The following is an 18,979-nucleotide window of genomic DNA, read 5'->3' as shown; positions in this document are numbered from 1 at the left end:
TATGTGTGGAATCGTAGGTTATACAGGTTTTAGAGATGCATATGAAATTGTTATCAATGGACTGCGTCGTTTGGAATATCGTGGATACGACAGTGCTGGCGTTGTTTTAGAAACTGATGCAGGAGAATTTGAAGTTAAAAAAACAAAGGGTAAAGTTGATGATCTTGTTGCTATTTCTAAAGCATTAAAAAGCACATCCAAGATAGGGATGGGTCACACAAGATGGGCTACACATGGTGTTCCTAGCGATAATAATTCGCATCCCCATGTTTCTAATAATGGAAAAATAGCATTGGTTCATAACGGTATCATTGAAAATTATGATACGATCAAAACCATGTTGATCAATAAAGATTTTGATTTTAAATCTGAAACTGATACAGAGGTATTAGTTAATCTTATCCAGTATTTTATGGATAAAGAGCCAACTTTGGAATTTCCTGAAGCAGTAAGATATGCATTAAATGAAGTATATGGAGCCTACGCAGTTTCTGTAATGCACGAGGATTTTCCTGGCGAACTAGTTGTTGCAAGACTGGGATCTCCTTTGGCTGTAGGGATTGGAGACAACGAATTTTTCGTAGCTTCTGATGCTTCTCCATTTGTAGAATTTACAAAGGAAGCAGTGTATCTTGAAGAAGGACATATGGCAAGCATCTCTTTAGAAAATGGTATCGACATCAGAACCATAAAAGAAAATACCAAAATTGAACCTGCAATTCAGGAATTAAGACTAAATCTTGAGCAAATTGAAAAAGGCGGTTACGAGCATTTTATGTTAAAAGAAATCTTCGAACAGCCAAAATCTATCCTTGACACAATGAGAGGAAGATTGCTAGCTGAAGAAGGAATTATTAAGATGGCAGGTATTTGGGATCATTTGGAAAGATTGACGAATGCAGAAAGGATCATCATCATTGCTTGCGGAACTTCTTGGCATGCAGGACTTATAGGAGAATATTTAATTGAGGAATTTGCAAGAGTTCCGGTAGAAGTAGAATATGCTTCAGAATTCAGATACAGAAATCCAATCATCAGTTCAAAAGATGTCGTCATCGCTATTTCCCAGTCTGGAGAAACGGCCGATACAATGGCAGCTATCAAATTAGCTAAAGAAAAAGGTGCTTTCGTATTTGGAATCTGTAATGTTGTAGATTCTTCGATCGCAAGATATACCGATGCAGGTGCTTACACACACGCTGGACCAGAGATTGGTGTGGCATCTACAAAAGCATTCACGGCTCAGCTTACAATTTTATCTTTGATTGCTATTAAATTAGGGAATCATAATGGTAATTTAGGTAAAGCCGATTTCATGAGATTGATTACTGAATTAGAAGCCATTCCTAAAAAAGTGGAAGATGTTTTGAATTCTGTAGATGATGTCGTGAAAGGCATTGCTAAGAAATTTGCAGACGCTACCAACTTCCTGTATTTAGGTAGAGGTTATAACTTCCCTGCGGCATTGGAAGGTGCTCTTAAGCTTAAAGAGATTTCTTATATCCACGCAGAAGGTTATCCGGCTGCTGAGATGAAACACGGACCTATTGCATTGATCGATGAAAATATGCCGATCGTAATCATTGCTCCAAAAATTGGACATTATGATAAGATTGTAAGCAACGTTCAGGAAATCAAAGCTAGAAAAGGAAAAGTAATCGCTATTATTAACAAAGGCGATACTCAGGTGGCTGCTATGGCAGATTATATTATTGAGATTCCTGAGACTTCTGAGTGTTTCTCCCCAATCTTGGCATCAGTACCATTACAGCTATTATCATACTATATCGCAGTTGAAAGAGGGGCTAATGTAGACCAGCCAAGAAACCTTGCAAAATCCGTAACTGTAGAATAATTTTCTCGTTTGTGAAATATTCTTTAACAAATTACGTTTTGAATAAAAATTGATAATTATTCATAAAAAAAATTATATATTTACCGCTTAATTTCTTTAAAATAGATGAAAAGGACATTACTTATATTTTTATCGGCTTCAGTGATAATTTCTTGTTCCGGAGGAGGATCTTCAAAAGGTATCACTGGTAATCCAGGTATGAAAGGAGAGCTAGTTCCGAGAGGATCATCAAAATCATTCGTTGCAGAACGGCCTTACGGAATGGTTCCAATACCAGGAGGTTCATTTGTAATGGGTCTGGCAGATCAGGATTTCTCAGCCACACCCGAGAAAGCAATGCCTAAAACCGTAACAGTATCTTCCTTTTTTATGGATGAAACCGAAATCACTAACGCAGAATATAGATTATTCATCAATGCAGTTAGAGATTCTATCGCTAGAGGATTGCTGGCCGAAGCTGCCGGGGAAGGCGGCGGTGGTGAAGGCGAAGGCGGTACAATCGCTGATTACGCTTATGCATCCAAGAAAACTGGAGAAGACGGTGGTACACCTTATCAAAAGTTTTTAGAAGCTCAGGGTGGCAGAGATGGCTACGATGAATCTAAAAAATTAGATAAAAAAGTTCCTTTGTATTATAACACTTCTGCTTATCCAGACGAAAAGTATGCTGAAGTTTTGGAATCAATGTACTTGCCGGCAGATAAGAGAATCAATAACGAAAGAATTATTGACTGGTCAAAAATCAAATATAATTATCAGTGGGAAGATGTAATGTCTGCCGTTAAAGATAAAGACAGAGGTGCAAACTATTTGAAAAAAGAAAGCATTGCAATCTATCCGGATACAACTGTTTGGGTTAAGGATTTCAGCTATGCGTACAATGAGCCACTGTTTGATCAGTATTTCTGGCATCAGGCTTATAAGGAATATCCGGTTGTTGGAGTGACTTGGGATCAGGCCAGAGCATTTTGTGATTTCAGAACCAAACTTAAAACTGATTTCAATAGCAGTCTTAAAAAGAAAAAACAAAAATCAATGAGATTCCGTCTTCCTACAGAAGCAGAATGGGAATATGCTGCAAAAGGTGGTATTCAGAATGCTACTTATCCTTGGGGTGGTCCATATTTGCAGGATGACAGAGGTTGCTACCTTGCAAACTTCAAACCGAAAAGAGGTAACTATATAGAAGATGAAAAAACAGGAAACTATACTTATACAGGTCCTGTTAAGAAATTCACTAAAAACGGATATGGTCTGTACGATATGGCAGGTAACGTGTCAGAATGGACAGAATCACCGTACAACAATTCAAGTTCCGAATTCTCTTCATCTTTAAATCCAAATCTTTCTAATCAGGCTTACAGAGAAGTGAAGAAAACTGTAAGAGGCGGATCTTGGAAAGACGCAGGATATTTACTAATGACTGGATACAGAGATTGGGAAAGAAAAGATTCTGCAAGAAGTTTCATTGGATTCAGAACAATCCAGGATATTCCTTCAGGAGCCGGCAAATTTAAAAGAACAACTAAATAATTAACTAACTATTACTAACTAAAAATTTTTTTAAAAGATGTTTAAAACTAAAGATTCAATCACGAATTTTGTGTATTCGTTCGGAGCAGCTATCGTAATCTTGGGAGCTTTGTTTAAAATGACACACTGGAGTTTAGGTCCTATCACAGGTAACGTTGCTCTAGCAGCAGGTTTGATTACAGAAGCATTGATCTTCTTATTCTTCGCATTCGATCCACCAAAGTCAGAAGAAAGCTATGCTTGGGAAAATGTTTACCCTGAATTGTTAGATGAAACTGCTGAGAGACAACCAAGAAAAGTTGTTGCCAAAGTTGAAAACAAAGAATTAGAGGTTTCATTGTCTGACAAACTTGATAAAATGTTGGCTGATGCAAAACTTGATGTTAACTTGTTCGAAAGACTAAGAGGAGGAATTGATAAATTCTCATCTTCAGTTGATCAAATTAACCAAACTGTTGACGTTTCTGCTTCTACTCACAAATACAACGAGCAACTTAATATGGCTGCTTCACATTTGGAAAGTATGAATGCTTTATATGCACTTCAATTAGAGCAAGGACAAAAACAATCAGAATTCAGCAAAAAATATGTTGAGGATATTCAAAAATCTGCAGCACATTCTGAGAAATTTAACGAAGAATTACAAGGACTAACAGGTAATCTAAATAATCTTAATAGAGTTTATGGTGGTATGCTTAGTGCAATGAAGTCTTAATCACTATCATTTTAATTTTTGTTTAACAATTAATTTAATTTATTAAAATGGCAGGAGGCAAACAGACACCACGTCAGAAGATGATCAACCTGATGTACTTGGTTTTCATCGCGATGCTAGCGATGCAGATCGATCAGGAAATCATCAGATCATATAAAGATACAAATCAGTCACTTACAGATACCAGATTGATGGTTGAAAATAAGAATGACAAAATTTTTGAAGCAACTTTAAAAGCAAAAGCAGTATCATCTCCGGAGATTTACGGTCCAATGTTACAGCAATATCAAGGATTGAAAGCTAAAACAAATGATTTAGTAGGATATATTGATGGCTTGAAAAACAAAATGAGCTCAGAAGCTGAATATAATTCAGATCTTGCTGTTGAAGAGAGTTTTACAGCGCTTAATAATACAGAACCTTCTACAACTACTTTCTTTAAAGATGGTGATGAGAAAGTTTTATCACAGCAGTCAAACGATCTTAAAACTAAAGTAGATGATCTAAGAAACTACATTATTTCAACTTTTGGATCTAATGCACAATTGAAAGATGTAGCTACAAGAGCTACAAAACATTTAGTTGCAGAATTTCCAAAGGGAGACAAAAGAGCAAACAAAGGCTGGGCTCAGTATAAATTCTACAACCAACCGTTGGTTGCAGCACTTTCAAATCTTGAGGTGATTCAGTCAGAAGCTAGAAACCTCCAGTCAGATGCATTGACATCTATGTTGCAGGAGAAAGTGGATGCTGATATCAAGTTTGATGCTTACGAAGCTTTGGTATCTGGTCCTAGTTCAGTAATGAAGGGTGAGCCGGCTGAGATCAAAGTGGCAATCGGTACTTTTGCAAGTTCTGTTCCTGGCTTAAGCATTACTGGTGCTAAAGTTGTTAATGGTCAAGGAATCATTACACCTGGTACAGGAACTGTAGGAGCACAAGAATTAAAAGGACAAATTTCATTTACAGATAAAAACGGTAAAGTTCATACACTTCCTTATGCTCACACACTGAACGTAGTTTCGGGTGCAGAAGCATTGAAAGAGCAAAGTGGTGCAATTTTAGCAGCTGATAAAATGAACGTTTTGTACAGAGGTTTGGCTAACCCGGTTTCCGGATCTATCTTAGGAGCAGATCTTAATGCTACTAATCTATCTGCAGCAGGAGCAGCAGTTAGCGGCGGCAAAGGAAAATGGATGGTGACTCCTGGCTCTGGAAGCACTGTAAAATTGACAATCTCTGGAAAATCTCCAAGTGGAAAAATGATTACACAAGGATTTGATTTCAGAATTAAAAATATCCCACCGCCAAGAGGTCAGATCAGAGGTGCTAGTTATGTACCAATGCCTGCTGCATCTATCTCTAAGCAAACTCTTACGGCTACTTTGCCAGACTTTGATTTCCCTGTAACATTTGATGTTGTAAGTTTCAAAGTTAAAGTTTCCGGAAAACCTGTAATGCCAATCAACGGAAGTTCTTTGGGACAAGTTGAGAGTCTTACGAAAGGACTTAGAAGTGGAGATGTAGTTACAATTTTTGACATCCAGGCGAGAGCTAATGGACTTAATGGAGTAGTTCTTCCAAATATCGGTAACGTTATTATTAGCGTACTTTAAAAAGAACTTTAAAAGTTTGATTGATTTTTTTACTATTCAATATTTATTATGAAAAAGATTATATATAGTTTAATTTGTCTTTCCTCAACAATGGTTTTTGGTCAGAACAGCATTCTTAATGCTAGCTCTCCCCAAACATTCAGAGAAGAGAGAGAAGCTAAAAAAGACAGTATAGGAACACCGCTGAAATACAGCTTTATCGAAGATAAAGACATATTGAGAAGTATGGTTGTATGGGAAATTATTGATATGAATGACAAAATCAATCAGCCTTATTACCATAATGCAGACGGATTGGTCTCTCAGAACAAATCACTTTACCAGGTTCTATTGGATGCTGTGAACAACGGCAAAATTAAAGAAGTTTACCAAGGTGATGATTTTACTGCCAGACTTACACCGGAGCAAATTGTTTCTGCAACATCTGCAGTTCAGGTGGCGGATTATTTTTCCCAGACTCTGAACGAAAATAAAATTGAAGAAGGAACAGCAAATAGCCTTAAAAAGTATTTCACTTCTGCTATCAATTCTACAGATACAGACATTAGCTCTATCAAAGCATTTTATGGTAGCAGATTAGAAGATGTTCTTTTGTACAATGACGGTTCTTCTCCAGTAACGGAAGAAGCTCCAGTAGAAGAAACAACGACTACTAAAAAAGGCAAAAAGAAAAAAACAACTAAGAAAGCTGCACCAAAAGCTGTAAATATAGCTCCTGGAACTGTTCTTGTAAAATTGGACGGTAGCTGGTACAAAATCAACAGAAATGATATTTCTTCAAATGTTGATAAAATTGTGACCGGAACAGAAAAGGTGAAAGCGCTTAAGTTGATGGGAATGTGGTATGTCGATAAGAGAGATACTCAGCTTAGATACAGATTGCTTGGTATCGCTGCAATGGGAGAAGATCCTAATGCTGCTAAATTAAGAGCTTCTCAGGCTGCTGCTTTGGCAGAAGCTGGCCAGCCGGTAGAGGCTGCAACTGGTGCCGCTGAAGATTTAATCGATCTTTTCTGGATCTATTATCCGGATGCTAGACAGGTTCTAACAACCAACTATATATTCAATGCTAAGAATTCATCTTCTAACATTAGTTATGATGACGTTCTTAACCAAAGAAGATTCTCTTCTGTAATCTACAAATCAGACAATGGTCTTGGTAGAGGCGGAAGTGGTATCATCGATGAATATATCCCGGATGATGCAGACGGACAATTGGACGAAAGCGACAGAATCAAAGCGCAGATCCTTCAAATGGAAAATGATTTGTGGAATTACTAATATTTCTCATATACCAAATAGAAAAACCTGAGTATCTTTACTCAGGTTTTTTATTTTTATGACTCAAGTAGATTACATCATTGTCGGAGGCGGATTTGCAGGTTTTTTTCTTGCCCACCAGTTGCAGAAGAACAACAGATCTTTTGTGATTTTTAATGGTCATCAGATCTCTGGTTCGCACATTTCTGCTGGCGTTTGTAATCCGGTTATTTTAAAGAGATTCAGTACATTTTGGAAGTCAAAAGACCAAATGGATTATCTCGAAACCATTTTTTCGGAGATTGAATCTTACACCAACAGAAATTACATTATACAGGAACCCGTCGCCAGAATTTTCCACGACGAAGCTGAAAAGAAACAATGGCTCAAAAATTCTAACAAAGAAGAATTAAAACCATTTTTAGATACTGACTTTATCAGGCTGAAAAATGTCGAGAATCCTCTCGAATCCGGAATTGTCAAAAATTCCTGCAGACTGGATGTAGAGAATTTTTTCAAAGATATGTTCCGTCATTTTGACGCTAATCAAAATTTGGTCAATGAATCCTTTGATCACAACGCCATAGATTTTAAGGCTTCAGCTTACAAAGATTTTCAATTTAAAAATATCGTTTTCTGCGAGGGAATTCATACCAAAGACAATCCTTACTTTAATGAAATTCCTGTTCTGCCAAATAAAGGACATTGTTTGGAAGTCAACATTGATGGAGAAATTGATCCTTATATTATCAAGAAAAAACATTTCCTCTTTTCACTTTCTGACAAAAGATATTATTACGGAGGAACCTACGACCGGTTCGATCAGTCAGAAAACATCGATCCCGAATTTGTGAAGGAACTTGAAGACGGACTGAAAGCTTTTTATAAAAATGATTTTTCGGTTACAAAGATAAAAACGGCTTTTCGTGCAACTGTAGATGACAGAAGACCGATTTTAGGAACACATCACGAGTTTGAAAATTTACATATTTTCAACGGGCTTGGGGCGAGAGGTGTTCTCAACGGAACTTATTTTTCCAAAGTGATGTTTGATTATCTGGAAAATAAAATGGAATTGGATCCAGAAATAGATGTGAAAAGATTTTATTAATCTAATTTTTCTAATTAATCATATTATACTAATTTGGTAAGATATATCTGAATCGTTAACTTTGCACTGCGTAAAGATTTACAAAATGAGCGAAGATTTAAAATCAATCTTTCAAAACCTTATTAATAATAATATTCAGAATGAATCGATTGATGATGTTTTGCAGTATTTGATAAGACTTTTCCCAGACGAAATATGTTTTTCCACAAGTTTCAGTATGGAAGATCAGGTGATCACCAATTTTGTAAAGAACTCTGACATCAAAATTTTCACACTGGATACAGGTCGCCTTTTCGAAGACACGTACAATACCTGGAATTTGACAAGATCAAAATATAAAGTGAATGTCAAAGCCTATTATCCGGATCAAAATGAATTGGAACCCTTCATTCAGGAAAAAGGCCCGGATTCTTTTTACACATCAGTTGACAATAGAAAAGCTTGCTGCAACATCCGAAAAGTTCAGCCTCTAAAACGAGCTTTAAAAGGTAACAAAATATGGATCACGGGTCTGCGAGCAGAGCATTCGCCTGATAGAAAAGATCTGCAGCAATTGGAATGGGACGAATCCAACCAGATTATCAAGTACCATCCTTTATTATTCTGGTCAACAGACGACGTCAAAAATTACATCAAAGAAAAGCAGATTCCATACAACATTTTACACGACAAAGGTTTCGTAAGTATTGGTTGCGCACCTTGTACAAGAGCGATTCAGCCGGGCGAAGATTTCCGCGCTGGACGCTGGTGGTGGGAAGATGCAAGTAAAAAAGAATGTGGGCTCCACGTTCATAAATAACAATTTTAATAAAATTAAATGTCAAAATATCATCTGGATTATCTGGAACAGTTAGAGTCCGAAGCCATTCATATTTTTCGCGAAGTTGCGGGTCAGTTTGAACGTCCGGCTCTGCTTTTCAGCGGCGGAAAGGACAGCATTGTGCTGGTTCATCTGGCTCTCAAAGCTTTCCGCCCGGGCAAGTTTCCATTTCCATTGGTCCACATCGACACAGGTCACAACTTCCCGGAAGTGCTGGATTACCGTGATCAGTTAGTACAAAAGATTGGCGAAAAACTCATCGTAAGAAAAGTTGAAGATACCATCAAAGAAAAAGGACTCACCGAGCCAAAAGGCAAATTGCCAAGCAGAAATGCGCTTCAGACTTTCACACTTCTCGACACCGTCGAAGAATTCGAATTCGACTGCTGCATCGGCGGCGGTAGACGGGACGAAGAAAAAGCCAGAGCTAAGGAGAGAATTTTCTCCGTTCGTGATGATTTCGGACAATGGGATCCGAAACTTCAGCGCCCGGAACTTTGGAACACTTATAACGGAAAAATCCACAAAGGCGAGCAGGTAAGAGTGTTCCCGATCAGCAACTGGACAGAACTCGACGTTTGGAATTACATCCTGAAAGAAAATATCCAGCTGCCATCCATCTATTTTGCACACGACAGAGAAGTTCTCAATTTCGACAGCCAGTTCATCGCGATGAATGAGTTCGTAAATCTTGAAGAAAATGATGTCGTAACCACGGAAAAAGTACGTTACAGAACCGTTGGCGATATGACTTGTACCGCCGCAGTCCTTTCAAACGCAGCCAATCTTGAAGAAGTGATTGCCGAGATCATCACCACCAAAACCAGCGAAAGAGGCGAAACCCGAATCGACGACAGAACCTCCGAAGCCGCAATGGAAGACCGCAAAAAAGCAGGTTATTTCTAATTATTAATGATAAAAGTGATGAATGATTAAATCACAAGCAATTCTCAAAATCATTTATCACTGATCCATCATCAATTATAATTTGGAGCCGGGAACCTGCTGTCCACTATATCTTTTTTGTTTTTCAGAAGACTTGTATCTCTGATTGACATTAGGAATAAAAAAACAAAAAAGGATGCCGTTTCCATCAGGGCTATGGAGCAATTCAAAAATAATCTAGTTACCGAAAACGATCAACTATCAACCAACAACTGACAACGAAAATGGACATATTAAGATTTATAACAGCCGGAAGTGTAGACGACGGAAAAAGTACACTGATTGGCAGATTATTATACGACAGCAAAAATATCCTTATCGATCAACTGGAAGCAGTAGAACGCGCGAGCAAATTCAAAAATGATGGCGAGCTGGATCTAGCTTTGCTGACGGATGGTTTGCGCGCAGAACGTGAACAGGGAATTACTATTGATGTTGCCTACAAATATTTTTCAACACCGAAACGCAAATTCATCATCGCAGACGCACCGGGCCACGTTCAGTACACCAGAAATATGATTACCGGCGCAAGCAACGCCGCTTTGATCATCATCCTCGTTGATGCCAGAAACGGAATCATAGAACAGACCAGACGACACTCAATCATCGCATCGTTGCTTAATATACCAAATGTTGTTGTAGCAATTAACAAGTTGGATTTGGTCAATTATTCCGAAGAAATCTTCAATAATATCAAAGGTGAATATTCCAAAATGGCAGATCAGCTGTCTCTCAACAATGTGGTTTACATTCCGATCAGTGCATTGGATGGTGACAATATCGTAGACAGATCCGAAAATTTGAACTGGTATGAAGGCAAAACGTTGTTGGATCATCTAGAAACGGTGGAGCTGGAGAACACCATCAATCTTGATAAAGCTAGATTCCCGGTTCAGTACGTGATCCGTCCGCAGTCAGAAGAATTTCACGATTACCGAGGCTATGCCGGGAAGATCACCAGCGGAATTTACAAAGTTGGAGATGCAGTTACCATTTTACCTTCGGGAACAGAAAGTAAAATTTCTGCTATAGAAATAAATCAGAAAGAAGTGGAAGAGGCTTTTGCGCCGCAAAGTGTAATACTGCATTTGGAAAATGATATCGATATCAGCCGTGGCGATTTGATCGTCAAATCTGATGACCTTCCGAAACTCGAGCAGGAATTGGAGATTTTGGTCTGCTGGATGGGCGACAAACCTTTGAAAATCGGTTCCAAATATCTGATTCAAAACAACACCACACAAGCCAAAGCAGTGATCAAAGACATCGAATATAAATTGGACGTCAACACTTTGGAAAAACACGATGTGGAGCAGGTTTCTCTTAATGAAATTGTCAAGCTTAAACTTAAAACCGCAAAACCTTTTGCCTATGATTCCTACAAAGATCTGGCGTCAAACGGTGGAATCATCTTCATCGATGAAACGAGTTTTGTAACGGTTGGTGCAGGTTTGATTCAATAATTTAAAGCTGAAAAATTTGAAATCAAAAATCTCTTTACCGATTTTCATCAATGCTTCCAACAACAGAATTCTGATTGTAGGTGGCGGAAAAACAGCAGCAGAAAATCTGAATGACATTCTTCAGAACATTACAGATTCAAATATTACTTTGATTTCTCCCAGCATTTCTGAGGATCTTCAGCTGTTACTGAATGAAAACAATTCTGTAAAAATTTTAAAAAGAGATTACAATGTAGAGGATTTTTCCGATCAGGATTTGGTCATTGTGGCTACGGAAAATCAAATTTCCGATCAGGAAATTGTAAGCGTTCTCAAAGCGAGCAAAAAACTCTATTTCCTTCCAAATCAACCCTCGGAAAGTACTTTTTTTCTGACCAATGTTGCCAATAATGAAACGCCGGAAAACAATTATCTGCCACTCATCAACGGCGAAAAGAAGTGGCGTCGAATTGCAACTGTCTTTTTCCTAGCCTTCGTTCTGTTGTTAATTGGGAATATCGTCTCATTTTACATTGGTTTCAAAGATCTTGAAATTGCGTATCAATATTTGAATGCCAATACAGACGAACGTTTTTTTTGGTTATTTCTTGTAGGCTTTTTGGCTCAATTGATCGACGGCGCTCTAGGAATGGGTTATGGCGTGACTTGTACCGCCGCATTGTTGTACATCGGGATTCCATTGCCGGCAATCAGCAGCAGTATTCACACGGCTGAGATGTTTTCCAGTGGTGCATCGGGTTTCAGCCATTATAAGTTTGGGAATATCAATAAAAAATTATTTAAAAACATCCTGATTCCGGGCGTGCTGGGCGCAATTTTAGGCGCTTTGATGCTGTCTTATTTGGGAGAGAAATATGCCGGAATCATCAAACCAATTCTCGCTCTTTACACTTTCATCCTCGGAATCAGAATTTTGCTTAATGCTTTTAAGAAGAATAAAATCAGAAAGAAAACCAAAAGAGTAGGTTGGTTAGCCGGAGCTGGCGGATTCCTGGATTCCTTCGGCGGTGGCGGCTGGGGACCATTAGTAACATCAACCTTGATCTCAAAAGGAAAAACCCCGCGTTATGTCATTGGAACTGTGAGTCTGACTGAGTTTTTCGTCACTTTCGCCAGTGCTTTGACTTTCTTTTCCGTCATCGGGATCAGCCATTGGCAACTCATTGCAGGACTGATTTTGGGTGGTGTTCTAGCTGCGCCTATTGCTGCGAGATTAGCAGGAAAATTACCTTTGAAAGCAATGTTCATCGGAGTCGGCGCCATCGTCATCATCTGGAGCTTGAATGTTTTATTAAAGACTTTCCATTTGTTTTAAAGAAAGAAAAACAGACACAGCACCTATTTATTCAAATGTGCTTTCTGTTTTCATAAAACGCCCTATGTCTTTATAAAATTAGCACTGGCTTTTATAAAACTCTTGTGGTCTTTCATAACACAACCTCGGTATTTTATAAAGTTGTCGCCGATTTTTATAAAACTGATACTGTTTTTTTTAAAACTCGCACCGCGTTTGTTAAAACCACGACCGCACTTTATAAAACTACTACCTCACTTCACATAACAGCGACCTGATTTGATAATTCTTTCACCGCAATGATAAGATAGCTTGGTGTCATCCAAATAATTTATAAAAACGTCAGCAGCAAAGCAAGCACAAAACCAATGGTCGCAAAGATCATCCCGCGTTTGAAAACTTTAGACTTCGGAGGAAACATCCAAAAACTTGACAGTACAAAAAAGAATAACGAGATCCCAAAAAACACGTTGAGCAGAGACAAAGAGTCTTTGGACTGCGACTTGTGCAGTTTTGTCATTTTGTCCCAGACAAATGGCAATTCCTTTTTGGTGTATTTTGCTTCTCCGGTTTTGATATTGTACGTCCCTTGTTTGAAGTACATCACATCACCTTCCGTTTTATCCACTTCGAAGCCTTTGATTTTGATCTCTTTCCCGAGTTTTTTCTCATCCAGATTGGCCTCGAATTTCTTCTCATATTTGTTTTCCTTTTTCAGAAAATCGGTATCTCTATAGACCAGCAAAACGCCGCTTACGGAGTAAACCACCATTATTCCCGCCAGGAAATAGCCCAGATAGCGGTGAACGATTCTCATAAAACTTCTGGTATCTTTTATTTTGTCCATGTCAGTCAGTCTTTTATAAATTTTAAAAGCGAAAACTGCAAATTTGCAACTTCCGCTTCAATTGAAAAAATTATTTAATAGTATTTAATTCTAAAGTTTATATGTAAGCGTTACATAAAAGTTTCTTGGCATAATTGGATTTACGGAATAGTTCTCGTGAACATTATAACTCAGTACATCAAACACATTGGCCACTTTACCCTGTATCAGGAATTTTTTGAATTGATAGCCAACATTAAAATCTACAGTAGTGAATCCTTCGATAGGAATCATACGGTCGGTCTTTTGATTACCATCTTTATCTTTCTGATTATTCCAGCCACCAAAACGGTTTCCGGTATAAAAGGCGGTAGCTCCAATTTTAAGCCCTTTCGCAAAACTTTCGAACGTATAGAAAACTGATGCATTTGCAGTATTGAGCGGCGTACGCACAACTCTTTCTCCTTCAATAGAACTGTTGAGGGAACTAGCTGTTTCCAGATAAACCATATGATTGTAAGAGTATCCGGCAATAATCGAAAGGTTCGTCAGCGGATTACCGGTAATATCTACTTCCACGCCACGGCTTCGGGTTTTGCCTGTTAATTCTTTAATATTCGTGTTGGTATTTACAAGTCCATCGGCACCGAAAGGAGCTGTCTGAGCAAGATTGCTGTTGGTGATCTGATAGGCAGTTACGTTGAAAGCCAGTGCATTGTTCCAAAGATTCTTCTTGATTCCAGCTTCCCATTGGTCTATGACAGACGCAGGAATTGCCGCACCATTGATGTCATTTCCTGTATTGGGTGTAAAGGAATTGGAATAGCTTGCAAATGTCGTGAAGTTCTCTGTCCATTGGTAAACCAATCCAAATCTTGGTGAGAAGGCATTCTGAGAAAATAGCGGGGCGTTATCAAATTTTTTATTGTCAAAATAAGTTGATCTGAGAACCGGTTTATTCTCAAGATAAGACCATCTAACCCCCGCAAGGATTTTGAATTTTTCAGTGACCGAAATCAAATCCTGAATGTAGAAACCAACTCTTCTCGTAGGAGTTCTCAGTAGATCTCTCTTCTTCGTTTCCAAAACATCTCCGCTCGCCCAGGTCGATTGATCGCTTAGATATATTTTTCCGTTGTTGGTGTCTCCATTAGTGCCGTATTTTACCGTAGTATCACCATTTGCTGTCCACGATCCATCATTTTTCAAATAAGAAAATGTGTAAGTATCGGCCTGCAGATAATCCGCATCGCCGCCAAATAATAATTTATGTTTGATTTTTCCTGTATTGAATTCACCATTAAGGTTGACCTGCAGGGAAACGTAATTCTGTTCCTGATAATTTTTTGCAGCCGTTCTATCCCAATAGTAATCGTTTTTCGCAGATTCGTACATCCATTGCATCCTTTCACTTCCAAAAAAATCTCTGGTGTAATTTTGATAAGAAGCTACAGCGTTCAATCCCCATTTGGAATTGATTGTGTGATTCAATGTCACAGTAGAAGTTGCCATTTGGTTGATCTGATTCTGCCAAGAGATTCCAGGATTATCTTTGATGTCAAGAAGATCATTAATAATAGATTTGGAAGTGGTAGCATTCAATACCAACGTTCCGATTCCAAAATCCGGGGTGAATTCCTGTTTCAAATAATCGCCTTCTACAATCAATTGGGTTTTGTCAGACAGATTAAAAAGAAAACTTGGGTTGAAATAATATTTTTCACCAGTCACGCCATTACGGAAACTTTCCTTGTTTTCATACGCACCATTTACACGGAAAGCTGCTTTTTTTGTCAGAGCGTTATAATAATCAATGCCGATTTTATAATTGTTCCAGCTTCCGGCGCTTACAGTTGCAGATCCACCTTCTTTGAAAAGTGGTTTTTTCGTAATCATATTGATAATACCGCCGGGCGCTACATTTCCGTAGAGAATAGCAGTACTTCCTTTCAGAACCTCTACACGCTCCATTCCTGATACTTCCGGGAAAACACCACTATTGACCCTTGCTCCGTTTTTGTATATATTTTCACTTCCGAAAACATATCCTCTGGCTCCAAAACTATCTTGTGAAGAACCTCTGGAAGAAGTAATATAAACACCATTCACATTTTTCAAAACGTCAGAAAGCTGCTGAGCCTGCTGCTGTTCTATGATCTCGTGAGTCACGATAGACACAGCCTGCGGATTTTCCATCACATCCAGATTGGATTTTGTTGTGAAGGTTTTCGCTTTGTTGGGATTGCCGGTTTTATGAAGCTTTACATCTTCAATTGTTCTGATATCCAGAGAATCGACCTTTTTTTCCTGTGCAAGATATAATGTGGAGACGGTAAGTAGTCCTAAAGCAAAAAGTTGCTTTTTCATGATAGTTTATTTAGAATTGTTAAAAACAGTGCAAAAGTATAAGAAATGTTAATGTTTGCAAAATTATTTTAAATAATTCTAAATAAACTTTTTAAAGCGTTGTTAGTCAGTGTTTTGTTAACTACACTTTTTTGTATTTGATAATTTATTCTTGAAGTTCCAACCAACGCAATTCTAAATTCTCTAATTTTTCAGAGATGCTTTCCAACTCCGCTGAGAATTTGGCTATCTTTTCGTAATCGGTTTCGTTGTTCAGTTCGTCGAGGATTTTGCTTCGTTGCTCTTCCAATTTAGGCATTTCCTTTTCGATTGTTTCCAACTCGTGTTGCTCTTTGAAAGATAATTTCTTCTTAGGTTGTTGGTTGTTTGTTGGTTGAGGATTTTGCACAGCTTGCACAGTCGATTTTTCTTCCGACTTCTGACTTCCGGCTTCCGTCTTTTCTACCTTCGGATTTTTTTCTTCGTTTTTAAGGTTCTCACGATATTCTGAGAAATTCCCGACAAACTCTTTGATTTTTCCGTCACCTTCAAAAGCCAGAACGTGGTCCACAATTCTGTCCATAAAATATCGGTCGTGAGAAACGATAATCAAACTCCCTTGGAAATTCTGAAGAAAGTTCTCAAGAACCGTCAAAGTCGGTAAATCCAAATCATTTGTAGGCTCATCAAAAATCAGGAAATTCGGATTTTGATAAAGAATGTACATCAAGTGCAATCGGCGTTTTTCTCCTCCCGAAAGTTTCGAAATCGGCGAGTATTGCGTCTGGTCATCAAATAAAAATAATCTCAAGAACTGAGAAGCAGAGATGGTCTTTCCATTAGCCAAAGGAAAATTCTCTCCAATTTCCTTGATGAAATCAATTACGCGTTCATCTTCTTTGTAGGTCAAACCTTTCTGCGCAAAATATCCGAATTTAATCGTTTCTCCAGTTTCAATCTCACCAGAATCTTTTGGCTCAAAACCTTGAATGATATTCAGCAAAGTTGATTTTCCTGCACCATTTTTCCCAACAATTCCCACTTTTTCACCTCGTTGAAATTGATAAGAAAAATCTTTGAACAACACTTTCTCACCATAACTTTTATTGATGTCTCGAAGTTCAAGGATTTTATTCCCCAATCTTTTCATCTCGAAATCCAACGCCAAAGTTTCTTTTCTCGTGTCGGTTTTCGCTATCTTTTCAGTTTCATAGAAATCATCTTGACGCGATTTTGACTTCGTGGTTCTCGCTTTCGGCTGTCTTCTCATCCATTCCAATTCCTTTCTGTAAAGGTTGTTGGCTTTATCAATCGTCGAATTCAAGTTGTCTTCGCGAATCATTTTATTTTCAAGGTAAGTCGCATAACTTCCGTTGTGGAGATAGAGATTCCCGTCTTCCATTTCCCAAATATTGTCGCAAACTGCATCTAGGAAATAACGATCGTGCGTCACAAGAAGCAAGGTAATTTTCGCCTTACTCAAATAATTTTCCAGCCATTCTACCATTTCCACGTCCAAGTGGTTGGTCGGCTCATCCATAATCAACAAGGTGTGACGATGTTCCGCTCTGGTTTCTGTCAAAAGTTTTGCCAGCGCAATTCTTTTGATTTGTCCACCGGAAAGTGTTCCCATTTTTGCCGATAAATCTGTGATTTTCAATTGGGAAAGAATCTGTTCCATCTCATTTTCCAAATCCCAGGCTTTATGGATTTCCATCTCTGCCAAAGCCGTTTCCATATCATCCGGATTTTCCGAGGTCAGAGCGTGGTGATATTTCTTCAAAGCGAGAATTGGTGCAGAATCCAAAGTCATCATAAATTCTTCCACAGAAAGTTTCGGGTCAAAATCAATTTCCTGGTCAAACAAAACCACTTGGATGTCTTTGTTAATCACCACTTCACCGCCATCCGCGATTTCTTTTCCCATCAGGATTTTCAGAAGTGTGGATTTTCCGCTTCCATTTTTGGCAACGATGGCAATTTTGTCGCCTTCGTTCACGTGGAAGGTAATATTTTTGAACAGAACTTTGACGCCGTAAGATTTGCTAAGATTTTCTGCAGAAACGTAATTCATTTTTGGTTGGATGATGGAGGTTAGATGCTGGAAGTTTTTCCAGCTGCGAAAGTACGAAAATGAAATTTTAAAATTCAGATAATCATAATTATTTGGGCAGCTTTATCCGTCTTCTGTAATGTCACTCTGAGGTTCTCGAAGAGTCCGTTCAAGCCGGGCTGCGGAGATTCTACGTTTCATTGACATCTTTAGAAAAATTTAACGAAAACTAAAACGTATTTAACCTTTCCTTGAGATAATTGGAATGGGAAATTTCAGAAGTTTGCAATCAAATTAAACTCTATGAAAAAACTCAACTTTCTGTTTGCCATCTTCGCATTCGTAGCTCTTCAGGCGCAAACTATTTCTGGAACTGTCCTTTCGAAAGGAGATAACACACCAATTCCTTACGCTAAAATTGGAATTATGAATGAAGGTTCCGGAATTCAGGCGGACGAAAATGGGAAATTCCAAATTAACTTGGACAATGTTTCGAAAGACAAAGAATTAATGGTCGATGTTCCCGGCTACAAACAGTTCCGAAGCTCTGTGGAAGATTTTGCAAAACAGAATCCTCACACTATTTATTTGTACGAAAAAGTCACCAATATACAGGAAGTTGTCCTCGTTCCCAATAATTACAAAGACAAAAATCTGGGCGTGAACAGCAAATCGAAATCAGTAATGTTTACGCCGAATATGGAAAAAGGAAATTCGGTCGTAGAAGAAACTGCGGTGGAATTCAGTTCCAGCAAAAAACTGAAAATCACCAAAATCAATATTAATTTTTCCAGATTCGAAGCGACAACGCCAATCAAAGTTCGTTACACGATTTATGATGAGAAAGATGGCAAACCGAACAATCTGATTTTGAATAAAGACATCATCGCCAATATTGATAAAAACAAATTGCAAGAGTCGACTTTTTCTGTGGATGTGAGCAATGAAAAAATTTGGCTTCAAGGAAAATTCTTTGTTGGGATTCAGTTTATTGGACAATCGGATGGGAAAGTGGCTTTGAGCGGTGCGCTTTTCAGGTCGGGATATTACCGTTCGTTCTATGGCAATTGGGAAAAAATCGGAATGGCAGCGCCAGCTATCAACATTGATGTGAAAGTGAAAAAGTAGTTTGATTTATTTCT

At 38.3% G+C, this 18,979-nt stretch carries 14 protein-coding genes; 11 read left to right on the top strand and 3 right to left on the bottom strand.

What is annotated here, in order from left to right:
- The first annotated feature begins 1 nt into the window (after window position 1).
- The 10 genes from glmS to LUD75_RS02765 all read left to right on the top strand — a co-directional run bounded on the left by glmS (window position 2) and on the right by LUD75_RS02765 (window position 12,633).
- A complete protein-coding gene (gene glmS, locus LUD75_RS02810) occupies window positions 2-1,855 on the top strand; it encodes a glutamine--fructose-6-phosphate transaminase (isomerizing) (RefSeq protein WP_232704187.1) in 1,854 nt (617 codons plus the stop codon).
- A gap of 105 nt (window positions 1,856-1,960) precedes the next feature.
- Window positions 1,961-3,388, top strand: coding sequence for a gliding motility lipoprotein GldK (gldK, locus tag LUD75_RS02805; RefSeq protein ID WP_232704186.1), 1,428 nt, complete (start codon window positions 1,961-1,963; stop codon window positions 3,386-3,388).
- A gap of 37 nt (window positions 3,389-3,425) precedes the next feature.
- Window positions 3,426-4,103 carry a gliding motility protein GldL gene (gene gldL / locus LUD75_RS02800; RefSeq protein ID WP_232704185.1) on the top strand — a complete coding sequence of 226 codons (678 nt, stop codon included), beginning with the start codon at window positions 3,426-3,428 and terminating at the stop codon, window positions 4,101-4,103.
- Window positions 4,104-4,150: 47 nt separating this feature from the next.
- A complete protein-coding gene (gldM, locus tag LUD75_RS02795; protein WP_232704184.1) occupies window positions 4,151-5,719 on the top strand; it encodes a gliding motility protein GldM in 1,569 nt (522 codons plus the stop codon).
- A 48-nt stretch (window positions 5,720-5,767) separates the two neighbouring features.
- Window positions 5,768-7,000 (top strand): gliding motility protein GldN, encoded by a 1,233-nt coding sequence (gene gldN, locus LUD75_RS02790; RefSeq protein WP_232704183.1) that lies wholly within the window; start codon window positions 5,768-5,770, stop codon window positions 6,998-7,000.
- A 58-nt stretch (window positions 7,001-7,058) separates the two neighbouring features.
- A complete protein-coding gene (locus tag LUD75_RS02785) occupies window positions 7,059-8,090 on the top strand; it encodes an FAD-dependent oxidoreductase (protein ID WP_232704182.1) in 1,032 nt (343 codons plus the stop codon).
- An 85-nt stretch (window positions 8,091-8,175) separates the two neighbouring features.
- Window positions 8,176-8,889, top strand: coding sequence for a phosphoadenylyl-sulfate reductase (locus tag LUD75_RS02780; protein WP_232704181.1), 714 nt, complete (start codon window positions 8,176-8,178; stop codon window positions 8,887-8,889).
- An 18-nt stretch (window positions 8,890-8,907) separates the two neighbouring features.
- Window positions 8,908-9,816 (top strand): sulfate adenylyltransferase subunit CysD, encoded by a 909-nt coding sequence (gene cysD / locus LUD75_RS02775; protein ID WP_232704180.1) that lies wholly within the window; start codon window positions 8,908-8,910, stop codon window positions 9,814-9,816.
- Window positions 9,817-10,079: 263 nt separating this feature from the next.
- Window positions 10,080-11,318 (top strand): GTP-binding protein, encoded by a 1,239-nt coding sequence (locus tag LUD75_RS02770; RefSeq protein WP_232704179.1) that lies wholly within the window; start codon window positions 10,080-10,082, stop codon window positions 11,316-11,318.
- A gap of 16 nt (window positions 11,319-11,334) precedes the next feature.
- Window positions 11,335-12,633, top strand: coding sequence for a TSUP family transporter (locus LUD75_RS02765; RefSeq protein ID WP_232704178.1), 1,299 nt, complete (start codon window positions 11,335-11,337; stop codon window positions 12,631-12,633).
- A 310-nt stretch (window positions 12,634-12,943) separates the two neighbouring features.
- Here the strand turns inward: LUD75_RS02765 and LUD75_RS02760 are convergent, their stop codons facing one another.
- From LUD75_RS02760 to LUD75_RS02750, 3 genes are all read right to left on the bottom strand, one after another.
- Window positions 12,944-13,459 carry a hypothetical protein gene (locus LUD75_RS02760; RefSeq protein WP_232704177.1) on the bottom strand — a complete coding sequence of 172 codons (516 nt, stop codon included), beginning with the start codon at window positions 13,457-13,459 and terminating at the stop codon, window positions 12,944-12,946.
- 90 nt (window positions 13,460-13,549) lie between these two features.
- Window positions 13,550-15,805 (bottom strand): TonB-dependent siderophore receptor, encoded by a 2,256-nt coding sequence (locus LUD75_RS02755; RefSeq protein ID WP_232704176.1) that lies wholly within the window; start codon window positions 15,803-15,805, stop codon window positions 13,550-13,552.
- A 145-nt stretch (window positions 15,806-15,950) separates the two neighbouring features.
- On the bottom strand, window positions 15,951-17,858 hold the full coding sequence (locus LUD75_RS02750) for an ABC-F family ATP-binding cassette domain-containing protein (protein ID WP_232704175.1): 1,908 nt from the start codon (window positions 17,856-17,858) through the stop codon (window positions 15,951-15,953).
- Between the two features lie 282 nt (window positions 17,859-18,140).
- On the opposite strand from LUD75_RS02750, the gene LUD75_RS02745 reads away from it, so the two are divergent.
- Complete coding sequence (locus LUD75_RS02745) at window positions 18,141-18,965, top strand: carboxypeptidase-like regulatory domain-containing protein (protein WP_232704174.1); 825 nt, start codon at window positions 18,141-18,143, stop codon at window positions 18,963-18,965.
- Window positions 18,966-18,979: the final 14 nt, after the last annotated feature.

The organism is Epilithonimonas sp. JDS (assembly GCF_021261315.1).
Lineage (GTDB): Bacteria > Bacteroidota > Bacteroidia > Flavobacteriales > Weeksellaceae > Epilithonimonas.
Note: the sequence above shows the minus strand (reverse complement) of the source record. Positions and strands in the feature narration are given on the sequence as shown.

Excerpts from the sequence above, each read along its gene's own strand:
- glmS (WP_232704187.1), top strand. The coding sequence starts at position 2 with ATGTGTGGAATCGTAGGTTATACAGGTTTTAGAGATGCATATGAAATT.
- gldK (WP_232704186.1), top strand. The coding sequence starts at position 1,961 with ATGAAAAGGACATTACTTATATTTTTATCGGCTTCAGTGATAATTTCT.
- gldL (WP_232704185.1), top strand. The coding sequence starts at position 3,426 with ATGTTTAAAACTAAAGATTCAATCACGAATTTTGTGTATTCGTTCGGA.
- gldM (WP_232704184.1), top strand. The coding sequence starts at position 4,151 with ATGGCAGGAGGCAAACAGACACCACGTCAGAAGATGATCAACCTGATG.
- gldN (WP_232704183.1), top strand. The coding sequence starts at position 5,768 with ATGAAAAAGATTATATATAGTTTAATTTGTCTTTCCTCAACAATGGTT.
- LUD75_RS02785 (WP_232704182.1), top strand. The coding sequence starts at position 7,059 with ATGACTCAAGTAGATTACATCATTGTCGGAGGCGGATTTGCAGGTTTT.
- LUD75_RS02780 (WP_232704181.1), top strand. The coding sequence starts at position 8,176 with ATGAGCGAAGATTTAAAATCAATCTTTCAAAACCTTATTAATAATAAT.
- cysD (WP_232704180.1), top strand. The coding sequence starts at position 8,908 with ATGTCAAAATATCATCTGGATTATCTGGAACAGTTAGAGTCCGAAGCC.
- LUD75_RS02770 (WP_232704179.1), top strand. The coding sequence starts at position 10,080 with ATGGACATATTAAGATTTATAACAGCCGGAAGTGTAGACGACGGAAAA.
- LUD75_RS02760 (WP_232704177.1), bottom strand. The coding sequence starts at position 13,459 with ATGGACAAAATAAAAGATACCAGAAGTTTTATGAGAATCGTTCACCGC.
- LUD75_RS02755 (WP_232704176.1), bottom strand. The coding sequence starts at position 15,805 with ATGAAAAAGCAACTTTTTGCTTTAGGACTACTTACCGTCTCCACATTA.
- LUD75_RS02750 (WP_232704175.1), bottom strand. The coding sequence starts at position 17,858 with ATGAATTACGTTTCTGCAGAAAATCTTAGCAAATCTTACGGCGTCAAA.
- LUD75_RS02745 (WP_232704174.1), top strand. The coding sequence starts at position 18,141 with ATGAAAAAACTCAACTTTCTGTTTGCCATCTTCGCATTCGTAGCTCTT.